Genomic DNA, 12775 nt, shown 5'->3' on the forward strand with positions numbered 1-12775 from the left:
ACTTTTTTGTATATTGTAAACACCATTGGTTCTTTTTTGAATTGGTGGTGTTTTTTATTTTAAAGCAATATTATGAAAACTGTGATACCAATTAATAAAAAGTTATTCGATATATACATTCTTTTTACAAGAGATCCTTTCGTTCAATACTTTACCAAAGAGTTAGAGTTTTACTCAAATAAAGAAGGAGGTTTATTGGGTTTAATAAGTCTTGACCTTACTGACAATGACTATTATGCTTGTATATTATCTAGGGATAAATCTAAGCAATATCGTTCAGAACTTGTTGAGTCCAGTTTAAAAACAATAGAAGAGGCTAGAGCATGGATTGATGAAAATATGGATAATAATTCAATTTCTTTTCATGACAATAATCATAATTTTTTCGATCTTTTTCAAGACTTGAGTAATGAACACAAACAACATCCAAATTATAAACTATTAAATTCAAGCATAGCCCTTTCTATGGCTAAAGAATGTATAGAAGAAATTTCTTATCATTATAAAGATATAGATGGGAATTTTATAGATCAGTTTCAGACGATGAATGGATTTGATTCTAGAGTTTGGGAACTTTTTCTATTCTGCTTTTTTAGAGAACAATTCTTTTCATTTGAAAGAAATTTTAATGCTCCAGATTATATGATTAAAAAATTTAATCAAGAAATTGCTATAGAAGCTGTTATCGTTAGTAGAAAAACTAGTATGAATAACGAACCGAAAGAGCCAAAAGAAATTAAAAAAGAGTTAGAAAATGCAACTCCTTTACTTTTTGGAAGTGCTTTATTTGATAAAATGAAAAAAGAATACTGGAAAAAAGAACATGTCAAAGGAAAACCATTTCTAATTGCCATTGCAGATTTTCATGATACAATGTCTATGACTTGGTCTTTTAATGCTTTATCTGACTACTTATATGGTTACACATATGATTATTCATTTGATGCAAATGGAGAACTAATTATTAATCCTATTGAGATTGGAAATTATACAAAACCGAATGGGCAGGAAATTCCAAGTGGTTTTTTCTTTCAGCCAAATTCTGATAATGTAAGTGCAATAATTTTTTCTTCACATGGTACTCTGTCAAAGTTCAATAGAATGGGAAGACAAGCAGGACTTGGGAGTAATATTCCTACTTTAATAAGAATTGGAGAGTTTTATGATCACACGCCAAATGCTGTTAAACCAAATTTCATTAAATATACTGTAGACGAAAACAGTAATGAAACTTGGTCTGAGGGAGTCATTGTGTTTCACAATCCAAATGCTAAAATACCATTAGATCCCAAATACTTTGATGATAAAGTAGCCCAATTTTTTTTTAGAGATAATTTTCTGTATTCGAAGATTCCTAAATGTTTTCCTTACTGTTCGACTACAATTAACCTCCGTTAAGCGTAGTGTTTCACTACGAACCTAAATGTATTAAGCGTCACGCTTTGTATTCCGTACAATACAAGTGTGACGCTTTTGATTTTACAAGTTCTTAAGGCTACGAACAGTGTTTTTTGGAGTTTTATACCATTGTCAAATCCACTTTACTTTTTTCTATTTCTGCGTAAGCTCTGGCACTACTCCAAATCCAATGGTGTGCTTCTGCTACAAAACCTGCACGAACAGGATTTTGATGTGTATAATTGATACGTTGATGGAGCATATCTTGTGTAGTGAGTGCGACAGGATGACTATGTTGTAACCAAAACTGAAAATCTTTATTTCTATGATTTTTTCTTTCCTGCACGTCCAAACATCCACAACATCCATTCTCTGCGACTTTCTTTTTCATTTTGTTCGATAGCTTTACGAATATGACGAGAAGTAAAACTTTTTAAATCTCTGACAATATCCGAAAGTTCAAAACCTTCTTTTGCTCTGATAACTAAATGAACATGGTTTGTCATAATGCAGTAGGCAAAAACCTCTAAACCTTTATTTTTCTGACAATAAACGACACTATCAATAAAAATCTCTCTATATTCATCTCTTGTGAAAATGTCAATCCAATTTACGACCGTAAAAGTTATAAAATAAACATCATCAGAACTATGTATAGCATATTTTCTTCCCATAAAAATAGTTTTTGTAGATTGTAAAATAGAAAGATAAATAAAGTTTTCCACAAAAGGAATATCTGTTCGTAGTCTTACGAACCTAAATGTATTTAAGCATCACGCTTGTATTTTACATAATGCAAAGCGTCACACTTTTTGTTTTTAGGTTCTTAGCGAGACGCTAAGAACAGTCACGTTTTGAGCGTCGTACCTGCTTACCTTCTGAATCCAGCTTTATTATGTTCTAGTGTTTCTTGAATAGCTATAATATCATTCACTCTCAATAATCCTGTTTTTCGAACCATTTCAAAACCTTCCTTCAATGCTTGTACATAATTTTGAACCTCTTTAGCAGCCGAAGAGGTAAATAAATTATCAAATGTTTGAACTTTAAAGAGTTCGTCGTGAGTAGTGATTATATTTTCGACTGCCGAACTATCTTTTGCTTCTTGTAGCGTAAGTGTACTGATAAGAATACTTTCATTTGGAATAGTCTTCGAGATACTTTTTAGCTCGGCTAATGCTCTACTTGCTAAAGTTGTTTTCTTTAATACTTCTTTTGTTTCTATATCAAGCGGCAAAGGTAGTTTTTTTATTTCGTACATATTTTCTAGAAGTTTGATTGATTGCTCAACTTCATAAAACTATAATTTCTTTGTATTGAAGGCATAACGTGTAAAAAAAAAAGCTATATTCTTTACACGTTATTTTTTTATGTAAAAAAATTGGGACTTGTTTTACATAAGCACTATAGTATTCGGCTTGTAGCCGTGGTTTTTGTATTTTTTATTCAGTAGTCTTTTTTCCTATCAGATAAATAAAACTTCTCAAAGTAAGTCCAAAAACAAGGACTTGTTTTTTATTTTTAGGTTCTTAATTAGAGGCTAAGAACAGAAGTTGTTTTTTCTAAATTAATGGCTGCATTCATCATTCTAACTGAATTTTCACCCCTTATTCGCATTCATAGTTCAAATCAATTATTCAATTATGTGTTTTAAAAAAGTTTTGTATTTTTTTAATTCTAGTGGAACATCTGCATTTTTTTCCATATCGTGAAAATGATGAGTTGCTAACAATTCCATTCCTGTAAAAGCATTCATTTTGTGAAACCCAAACATTACACCCTCATCAACGCTTTTTTGATTGAAAAACTCATTTTTTAAAGTGAATGCCGTTTTAGGTGCATTCCAACTTGTCGTAAGCATATATTTTTTTCCGTGCATTAAACCACCAGTTCCGTAATTGATATCGGGATTCAACCTACTTCTTCCATCGTTTTTATAAATTCCGTTTTGATGACCTTCTGTAAAAACTACATCGATATATTTTTTAAATCCAAAAGGAATTTGAAACCACCAAATTGGAGTGTGATAAATTATCAAATCTGCCCACTTAAATTTTTCTACTTCTTCTTGTGGATTATAGTCTTCTCCTACTTGAGTCGATTTCACTTCATAACCTTCTAATGACTCAAAAAATGAAATCGTAGTATTGAAAAGTGTTTCATTAAATCTTCCACCAGAATGTGCAAATGGATGACTTCCATTAAGTATGAATATATTTTTCATTTGTCTATTATTTAATTGTCTATTATGTAACTTCTGACAAAATTAAAGCGTTCATTGGTATTGTAAAAATAATATAATTCATACCTTTGTATTAAAATATTAATAGCTTAAATTATGGTCAATTTAGAATGGTATCGAACGTTTAAAGAAATTTACGAAAACGGAACATTAACAAAGGCTTCGGTAGCTTTATATTCATCACAACCAGGTGTAAGCGTACATTTGAATGCTTTAGAAGCCTATGTTGGTAAAAAATTATTTGAGCGAACCTCTAGGAAAATGATTCCTACCGAAGAAGGAAAAGCACTATACAATTTTGTTTTAAGCAGCATTAAACAACTTGAAAAAGCGGAGCAGCATTTTAAAAAAACATCAAAAGATACGATTCCTTCAATAAGTATTGGAATGTGTACTGAAACATTTCAAACTATTTTAGAACCAGAAGTTTCTAATCTTAATTTTAATCTTGTAGCTAGATTTGGAACTAATCAAGATTTAATAAAAGATTTAAATAATGGTATTCTTGACCTTATCATTACACCAAAAGTTGATAATAGCACAAATTCTCTTGTTAAATATGAAGATTTCACAAAAGAAAATATTGTTTTAATTGCAGGTAATCAAAGTGATTTGGAAGAAATAAATAAACTGATAAAAAACAAAGATTTTTCATTGTTAGAAAAAACACTAAAAAATAAAACTTGGTACAGTGCCTCTAACGAAATGGAGCATTTTAATAGGTTTTGGTATGAAAATTTCAATAAAAGACCCGATTTTAAACCTAATTACATACTTCCTAATATTGGTTCAATTATAAGATGTGTTGAAGACAATAAAGGATTTGCTATTGTTCCAGATTTTTTGGTCAATAAATCAATCGAATTAAATAAAATAAATTTGGTTTGGAAAGGTAAAAAAGATGTTTCTAATACCTTATATTTCGCAACTAGAAGCGACCTTCTATTTAAGAAAGAAATTGACATTATAAAGGAGGTTTTTCAAAGAAAGATGAATATAAAAACGTTGCACACCACATATTTGTAGTGTCTCACTATGAACCTAAATGTATTTAAGCGTCACGCTTTGTATTTCACATTCTTATCGAGACACTAAGAACAGTAAATTGGTATAGATGATTATGAAGGAGTTTTAGCACAAAGAAAATTTAATTTAAAAAACAGAGAAATGAAGAATAAACAAAATTTAGGCGATAAAACACCTTTTATTACTATCGATAAAAGTTTGAACAAGTTGCGTAATAAAACAATGTTTCCAAAAAAACTTAAAAAGGCAAATGAAATTTTATTGACAGCAAGGTTACCAAAAAATAAACACATCAGCTAACATTGGCTTTAGCAAAAAACTATACCCTCTCCAACAAAGCCATATAAAACCCATCAAAACCTGTCTGATAAGAAAGTATTTTTTTGTCTTCAATAAATTTAAAACCACTTCCTACTTTGCTTTTCAAAAATATTTCAATTTGATTTTGATTTTCAGAAGGCAGAATAGAGCAGGTTGCATAGACTAACTTTCCTCCTTTTTTAGTCATTTTAGAGTATTCTTGTAAGATATTTTGTTGTGTTTGTTTTATTTCTTCCAAAAAATCAAGACTAAGTTTCCACTTCGCATCAGGGTTTCTACTCAAAACTCCCAAACCACTACAAGGCGCATCAATCAAAACTCTATCAGCAGAATTATAAAAAGGTTTGAATTGATTGTAATCAACAGTTTTGCCTTCTCTTTTTATAGCATAAGTTTTTATATTGTGAACATCTGCACGGTTGGCTCTTTTTCTAAGTTCTATCAACTTATTTTCATAAATATCCATTGCTGTTATTTGCCCTTTATTTTTCAGAAGAGAAGCAATATGTAGCGATTTTCCTCCTGCTCCTGCACAGGTATCTATGATTTGTAAGCCTTTTTTATTTTCTTCTTCTACATCTAAAAAATGAGCAATCAGCTGTGAAGAAGCATCTTGAATTTCGAAAAAACCATCTTTGTATAATTGATTTCTTACGATACTTTTTCTTTTTACTAATTGAAGTGCCTCTGGATATTCTGTATTATTTTGAGCAATCTTTTTAGTTTCAATATTTTGCTCTGAAAGCTGTTTTTGGAGTTTATTCAGATTTGTCTTCAACGTATTGACACGCAAAACTACTGGTGCTTGATTATTGAGTGCAGCAATTTCTTTTGTCCAAATTTCATTTCCCAATTCTTTTCCTCCCAAACCATCTAACCAATCAGGAATAGATTCTCTATATTTTCGGTCTTCTTGAAGCTCTTGATATTCCTTATTTATTTTTTCTTTATCATAATTTATTCCTTCAAATTCTTCCCAAACTGGCAATTCAATTTCCTTCAAGATAGCCCAAATAGAAAAAAGCTGAAACAGGTTTTTATTTGAATAATCTTTACTTTGAAATTCTTTTTCTACTCCTGCTAGTTTTGCATACAAACGTTGCCAACGCACAATTTCATAAATCGTTTCAGCGACAAAACTTCTATCTCTTGCGCCCCAGCGTTTGTCTTGTTTTAGTGTGATGGCTACAATTTTATCAGCTTGTTTTTTTTGATTGAAAATTTGAGATAATGATTCAATGACAGCTAAAACTAAATTACGATGTAAACGCATACAAAATTGTTTTATGGTTGGATTGGCAAATGATAAAATACAGAATAATTACTTTTCGAAATTACAAAATTACGCTACTTTCTATTCTGAAACAAAAAACAGTTCTAACACTTGGCTAGAACTGTTTCTTTATAAATAACTTTTTTTACAAAACATTCTATTTCTTGTCTTTTTCTAAGCCAATTTCAAGATTATCAAAAGACATAATATCTACAACCGACTGCATAGCCTCATCATAATAAACAGTAACTGAATCTCCAGCCTGTGTAATTGGAAGTTCTTGCGAGACAGACGAAGAGGCTACAAAAAGTTTTCTAGGTTCATTTTTAAGAAGTAAATAATAGAAAGTAGTTCCACCATTTACATCTTCTGCAACACGCAAAACACGCCCTTTTATTTCATTGAGTTTGCTTTCACTTGTCGGACGAATAGAATTTCCTACACTATTTAGTGAGCTTTTATATTCACGAAGAGCTTCTTGCAAATTATCGGCTGCTCCCACAATTGTATAATCTTGAACAGAAACCAAAGCCATCATTTTTATTAGCCCAGAATTATCTTTCAGAGACATTACATACGTCGGAACGCCATTTATATTGTAGGTAATTGGAAAGGAACTGTCATATCCTTTTTCTTGTACTTTTCCTTCTGCCGAACGCTGTGCAGCATATTCTGTCGCTCCTGTTTGGCGATACCATTTAGCTTCCTTTGTACGAGTATCGACCAAAACAAAACCTACTGTTCCTTCATCTGCACCGACAGAAGTCAGACCTGTGTACCAATACGAACGATTATCTTCTCCATAAACAAGAGACATTCCAGGGGTTGTGGTTAGTTTGTCCTTATTCGAAAAATTGAAATAACCGTGTACAAACTCTCCCCAGTCGTCTAGTTGAGTTTCGATGAAATCTTCAGGCTGAATACGGTCAATCCAAAGAGGTGCATCAGCAACAGAGTAGTTTTGAATTTCTCCATTTTGAGCATTTACTACAACTACTCCAACGGCATCTTTACCCAAAAAACCAATTGTTTTTTTGTATTGTGTAATTACCCAAAAAGGATTTCCTTCATCGTCAATTTCGAAAGTAAAATCTGCCAAACCTTTCGTCAAATATCCATTAAAATAAACGTGTCTTTGCAAATCATCAAATGCAAATGCTGCTGTTTGGTATTTTAGATTCACTTGTTTTCCATTTACTTCCTGTACCAATTTTACATCACGCTCATTAGTTGCCGAAACCATCACATACCCTGGTGTTCCTTCTGTATTGGTAAGCCATTTGAGAAAACCAGAGTGTAAAAGAGGCGCAACCCAGTAGAGTTTGTCTTTTACTTTTTGAATATGAAACTTTCCTAAATACGTTTGACTACCCAAAGAAGGCTTTTCCCCCATTACTTTATCTCCTAATCGTTGGGCAACAGATTCATCAACAATACGAATATTATCCGTCGAAACAGGAGCTACTTCACTAGCAAAACTTTCTCCTACCTCCAAACTTCCTATTAAATTTCGGTAATCATCGGCTCTAAAAAGCGACCATGAAACAATAGAAGACCAAATAATTGCATAAAAACCAGCAGCAACACCAATTCCCATAATTATTTTGAGAATAGGTTTGTCTTTTGGATTAACGAATTGTTTCCCAAAATACATTGTAAAAAATGGAATACTAAAAAACATCAATACAACGGGTAGTTCCGAAAAACCATAATTCAAAACAGGAAAGCTCATATATGAATAAATCAGAATAGCTAGAACATATCCAATAGCTAAAAATCGAACAGGTAATTTCATTGTTTTTTATAATTAAAATTCAAAATATCTTTTTTTATTTACTTGAATGTAGTAATTTTTCAGAGAAACAGAAAATCATAAATGAGACTTTGGAAAGCATCGGTTATATTGTTTTGAAACTCCTTTTTTCTACCTTTGTTTTATCAACTCAATACTTAAAAGATAAATTAAAAGTAATAAAATGGATTTATTGCGTTTTGCCACAGCAGGAAGCGTCGATGACGGAAAAAGCACACTCATAGGACGACTTTTATACGATACAAAAAGTATTTTTGAAGATCAACTGACAGCCATCGAAGCAGCTAGTAAGAGAAGAGGAGAAGAATACGTAAACCTTGCACTACTTACCGATGGGTTACGTGCCGAACGTGAACAAGGAATTACGATTGATGTTGCTTACAGGTATTTTGCTACACCAACTAGAAAATTTATTTTGGCAGACTGCCCTGGTCATATTCAATATACTCGCAATATGGTAACAGGTGCTTCGACGGCACAGCTTTTAGTTATTTTAATTGATGCAAGACAAGGAATCGTAGAGCAAACTCGTCGTCATACATTTATAGCAGAACTTTTAGGAATCAAAAATTTGGTAGTTTGTATTAATAAAATGGATTTGGTAGCGTATGATGAACAAGTTTATGATAGAATAAAAACAGAGTTTTTGGATTTTGTAAGAAAGACACGCATTTCAGAAGTTAATTTTATTCCAATTAGCGCACTCAAAGGCGATAATGTAGTAGAGAAGTCGGAGAATATGAGTTGGTATAAAGGAACAAGCTTTTTGTATCACTTAGAAAATGCCTATATCGGAAATACGTGGGATTTTATAAACTCTCGTTTTGCTGTTCAGCACGTTATTCGTCCACAATCTAAAGAACAAGAATTACACGATTATAGAGGTTATGCAGGAGAGGTTTTGGGAGGCGTTTTTAAGAAGGGCGATAAAATAACTGTTTTGCCTTCTGGATTTTCTACGACTATTAAAAAACTAGATTCCTTTGATGGAGAACAAGAAAGAACATTTCCTCCTCAAAATATTACCATGCTTTTGGAAGATGATATTGATATTAGCAGGGGCGACATGCTCGTAAAAGCAGATAACAAACCAAATATAGGACAGGATTTGGAAGTAATGATTTGTTGGCTCGGTGAGCAGAAACTACAACCCAATGGGAAGTATTTATTGCGTCATACTACGCAAGAAGTGAAAGCAATTGTAAAGGAGATCGTTTATAAAGTAAACATAAACACGCTTCATAGAACTGAGAATGACTTGAATATTGAACTTAACGATATTGGAAGAATAAGAATTAGAACGGCAAAGCCTATTTTTTATGATAGTTATTCCAAAAATAAAAGAACAGGAAGTTTGATTTTGATAGACTTACAAACCAATGCTACGGTCGCTGCTGGAATGATAATTTAAGTTTATCACCAATTATCTATTTATAAATTCTTTATAGCTAACCCAAAAGTTCTAGTTCGCTTGTCTCAAAACGTCCTGAATCTTTTAAATAACCAATAATAAACTGGCTAAAATCTAAGTCAAAATTAGCTTTATCAAAATTTTCTACCAACACGTCTTTATCTTCTTCAAATTCTCTGTTCTTTCTCAAAAAATCAGGAACATTATGTTGAACAGAAAAGCGTAAAAAGCGAATTTCTACATTTTGAGGTTCTTCTTTTACAGCTTTTTCAAAAAAATCAAAACTCTTATTTACCTGCGCTAATTTGGTGTACGGATTCCAAGAAAATTGTGCCATCATAGACTCACAGGCAGCACGATATGCCATTAAAAGTGCAGACGTATTTTTTATATCTCTCAAGTGCTTTAAAAGTTTTTCTATCTTTCGTTCATTTCCTATTGCTTCAAAATATTTTTTACGTATTTCTTTCTCTTCTAATTTCATAAACAGTATTTTTAATAATTAGTGTTGAACATTGGGAACTAACATAAAAAGGCAAACACATATAATTTGCTAACAAGATGCTAACAATAAGTAGTCAGACATAATTAGCGAGTGATTTGGCTTCGCCGAGCTATCGGTTTTATAATAAATATGATAATTACAAGGAACAATTACGAGTTACGAATTAAACTTCTGACTACTAGTTAATTATAAAAGTGTCAATTTATTTAATTTCTATTCCTAATAATTTAAAAAGAAGACTATTTGTTTTTATCTTAAAAATCATATAAATCACTTGCCAATCAGTTATATATGTTATACAACTACTTAGTTAGTATTCAATGAGCTATGAACTAATAATAGAAAGACTTGTTTGGAGGTTGTTGGTGTCGCTATCGCTAAAAAACCAACAACGGTATTTTCTTTTTAAAAAAATCCTGCTCCTTCGTATAATTCTAAAGATAAAGACACGAAAGTTTTAACAGCTACCTAAAAGCTCAAAAAAAGCTACTTTACCTGCGCTCCTGTATTTACCATTTTTTCAGGACTCACAAATACTAATTTTCCTTTTTCATTTTCTGCTAAAAGAATCATTCCTTGCGAAACAACACCTCTCATTTTTCGTGGTGCAAGATTGGCAAGCCAACAAACTTGCTTTCCAATAATTTCTTCAGGCGAAAAATGCTCTGCAATTCCACTCGCTACGGTTACTTCCTTTTCTCCTACCTCTAAAGTAATTTTGAGAAGTTTATCAGCTTTTTTTATAGGCTCTGCATTTTTGATAGTCGCAACACGAATATCTATTTTAGAAAAATCATCAAACTGAATTTCTGGTTGGATTGGTGCAATCGGATTTTTTTCAGACGAACGACTGTTCATCTCTACATTGGCTTCTTTCATTTTCTTTGCTTTGCCCTCTTCTAATTTTTTGACTTGACTTTCTACTAGCTCGTCTTCTATTTTTTCAAAAAGCAGAGTTGCTTTATTTATTTTGCCTCCATTTGATTTGAGTAATTCTAAGTTTCCAGCCAAATCCCATTTCAAATCATCTCCTAAATTCAACATTTGAGCAATTTTATTAGAAGTTTCAGGCAAAAATGGACGCATCAGAATAGCTAAACTAGCCGTCAGTTCTGCACTAATTTTCATAATTTGTTCTACTCGCTGTGGCTCTGTCTTTTGAAGTTTCCAAGGCTCTGTTGTTGCAAGATACTTGTTTCCGATTCGTGCTAGTTCCATTACTTCAAACAAACCATCTCTAAAATTGAAGTTGTCTAAATTCTGACTTACTTTTTGAGTCTGATTTTTTATTCCTTCTAAAGTTTCTTTATCAAAATCCGTTAAGTCTTTTTCAGTTGATAAATCAATAATTGGAACTTCTCCCTTATAATATTTATTAATCAAAACAACAGTACGATTTACAAAATTTCCAAGTGTATCGACAAGTTCGTTATTGATTCTTGATTGAAAAGTAGCCCACGTAAACTCACTATCTTTTGTTTCTGGTGCAATAGAAGTCAAAACATAGCGCAATTCATCTTTTTTGGTAGGAAACTCTTTTACATATTCATTCAACCAAACAGCCCATTCTCTTGATGTAGAAATTTTATCACCTTCCAAATTCAAAAAGTTATTGGCAGGGACATTTTCAGGCAAGATATAATCTCCATGTGCTTTCAAAATAATAGGAAAAATCAGACAGTGAAAAACAATATTATCCTTTCCAATAAAATGAATAAGACGAGAATTTTCAGATTCATCTTCTTGTTGTAACCAGTATTTCTTCCAGTCATTATTTGTATCTTTTGCCCATTGTTTGGTTGCCGAAATATAGCCAATCGGTGCATCAAGCCAAACATAGAGAACTTTCCCATCAGCATCTTGAAGAGGAACAGGAACACCCCAGTCCAAATCTCTTGTCATCGAACGCTCATGCAAACCTTGTTCTATCCAAGACTTACATTGCCCATAAACGCTAGTACGCCACTCCTCTTTTTTGTCCTCCAAAATCCATTTTCTAAGCCAGTTATCATAATTTTGTAAAGGTAAAAACCAATGAGAAGTAGATTTCAAAATAGGCTTTTCTCCACTTAATGCTGACTTTGGGTTGATTAATTCTGTTGGGCTAAGTGTAGAGCCACATTTTTCGCATTGGTCTCCAAAAGCATTATCATTCTGACAGTTCGGACACGTCCCTACAATATATCTATCGGCTAAAAACTGCTCAAACTTTTCATCATAAAACTGTTCGTTGGTCTGCTTCGTAAAAACACCTTTTTCATACAAATTAGTAAAAAAATCTTGTGCAGTTTCTTTGTGCAAATCTGTCGAAGTACGATGATAAATATCAAACTCTATCCCAAAGTCTTTGAAAGAATTTTTGAGTAAATCATCATATTTATCAATAATTTCTTTTGGAGAGATTCCTTCTTTTTTAGCTCTAAGTGTAATAGCTGCCCCATGTTCATCACTCCCACACACAAAAACAACATCATGATTTTTCATTCGAAGATAACGCACATAGGTATCTGCTGGTAGATATGCACCTGCAATGTGTCCGATATGAAGTCCACCATTAGCATACGGAAGAGCTGCAGTAACAGTAGTTCGTTTGAAATCATCAGATATTTTAGAAGAAGTTTTGAGGGAAGTCGACATAGAATGATTGTATATATTTTTATTTTTTCAGAACTGAAAAATCAGTTTATATAAATGACATCTTGAGTAAATGTAGATTTGTTTGCAAAAGTAAGAAAAATGTAATCCTAATAATAATTGCAAGAATCAAAACTTTATGTTTTTCGAAA

12 protein-coding genes are annotated in these 12775 nt (G+C 32.1%); 4 read left to right on the forward strand and 8 right to left on the reverse strand.

Features of this window, described 5'->3' with window-relative positions:
* Positions 1 to 72: 72 nt before the first annotated feature.
* Entirely contained in the window at positions 73 to 1398 is a 1326-nt protein-coding gene (locus WAF17_RS11365) for a glycosaminoglycan attachment site (protein WP_338759246.1), read from the forward strand.
* Positions 1399 to 1519: 121 nt separating this feature from the next.
* Here WAF17_RS11365 and WAF17_RS11370 read toward each other — a convergent pair whose 3' ends face one another.
* The 4 genes from WAF17_RS11370 to WAF17_RS11385 all read right to left on the reverse strand — a co-directional run bounded on the left by WAF17_RS11370 (position 1520) and on the right by WAF17_RS11385 (position 3622).
* A complete protein-coding gene (locus WAF17_RS11370; protein ID WP_338759248.1) occupies positions 1520 to 1789 on the reverse strand; it encodes a hypothetical protein in 270 nt (89 codons plus the stop codon).
* Entirely contained in the window at positions 1722 to 2123 is a 402-nt protein-coding gene (locus tag WAF17_RS11375) for a transposase (RefSeq protein WP_338759250.1), read from the reverse strand. The genes WAF17_RS11370 and WAF17_RS11375 overlap by 68 nt, the downstream gene beginning before the upstream one ends.
* 146 nt (positions 2124 to 2269) lie before the next feature.
* Positions 2270 to 2659 (reverse strand): Fic/DOC family N-terminal domain-containing protein, encoded by a 390-nt coding sequence (locus WAF17_RS11380; RefSeq protein ID WP_338759253.1) that lies wholly within the window; start codon positions 2657 to 2659, stop codon positions 2270 to 2272.
* A gap of 372 nt (positions 2660 to 3031) precedes the next feature.
* Entirely contained in the window at positions 3032 to 3622 is a 591-nt protein-coding gene (locus tag WAF17_RS11385) for an NAD(P)H-dependent oxidoreductase (protein WP_338759255.1), read from the reverse strand.
* A gap of 114 nt (positions 3623 to 3736) precedes the next feature.
* On the opposite strand from WAF17_RS11385, the gene WAF17_RS11390 reads away from it, so the two are divergent.
* Both WAF17_RS11390 and WAF17_RS11395 read left to right on the forward strand, forming a co-directional pair.
* Positions 3737 to 4666, forward strand: a complete 930-nt coding sequence (locus tag WAF17_RS11390; protein WP_338759258.1) for a LysR family transcriptional regulator — start codon at positions 3737 to 3739, stop codon at positions 4664 to 4666.
* Positions 4667 to 4807: 141 nt separating this feature from the next.
* The gene (locus tag WAF17_RS11395) at positions 4808 to 4966 is read left to right on the forward strand and encodes a hypothetical protein (RefSeq protein WP_338759261.1); all 159 of its coding nucleotides are present in this window, start codon (positions 4808 to 4810) and stop codon (positions 4964 to 4966) included.
* Positions 4967 to 4985: 19 nt separating this feature from the next.
* Here the strand turns inward: WAF17_RS11395 and WAF17_RS11400 are convergent, their stop codons facing one another.
* Positions 4986 to 6260 carry an RsmB/NOP family class I SAM-dependent RNA methyltransferase gene (locus tag WAF17_RS11400; protein WP_338759264.1) on the reverse strand — a complete coding sequence of 425 codons (1275 nt, stop codon included), beginning with the start codon at positions 6258 to 6260 and terminating at the stop codon, positions 4986 to 4988.
* A 157-nt stretch (positions 6261 to 6417) separates the two neighbouring features.
* Positions 6418 to 8055 (reverse strand): hypothetical protein, encoded by a 1638-nt coding sequence (locus WAF17_RS11405; RefSeq protein WP_338759267.1) that lies wholly within the window; start codon positions 8053 to 8055, stop codon positions 6418 to 6420.
* Between the two features lie 181 nt (positions 8056 to 8236).
* On the opposite strand from WAF17_RS11405, the gene WAF17_RS11410 reads away from it, so the two are divergent.
* Positions 8237 to 9484, forward strand: a complete 1248-nt coding sequence (locus WAF17_RS11410) for a GTP-binding protein (RefSeq protein WP_338759270.1) — start codon at positions 8237 to 8239, stop codon at positions 9482 to 9484.
* 37 nt (positions 9485 to 9521) lie between these two features.
* On the opposite strand, the gene WAF17_RS11415 is transcribed toward WAF17_RS11410, so the two are convergent.
* Positions 9522 to 9968, reverse strand: coding sequence for a hypothetical protein (locus tag WAF17_RS11415; RefSeq protein WP_338759272.1), 447 nt, complete (start codon positions 9966 to 9968; stop codon positions 9522 to 9524).
* Between the two features lie 507 nt (positions 9969 to 10475).
* Positions 10476 to 12626 carry a methionine--tRNA ligase gene (gene metG / locus WAF17_RS11420; RefSeq protein WP_338759274.1) on the reverse strand — a complete coding sequence of 717 codons (2151 nt, stop codon included), beginning with the start codon at positions 12624 to 12626 and terminating at the stop codon, positions 10476 to 10478.
* Positions 12627 to 12775 lie beyond the last annotated feature (149 nt).

The sequence above is a fragment of the Bernardetia sp. ABR2-2B genome (assembly GCF_037126435.1).
Lineage (GTDB): Bacteria > Bacteroidota > Bacteroidia > Cytophagales > Bernardetiaceae > Bernardetia.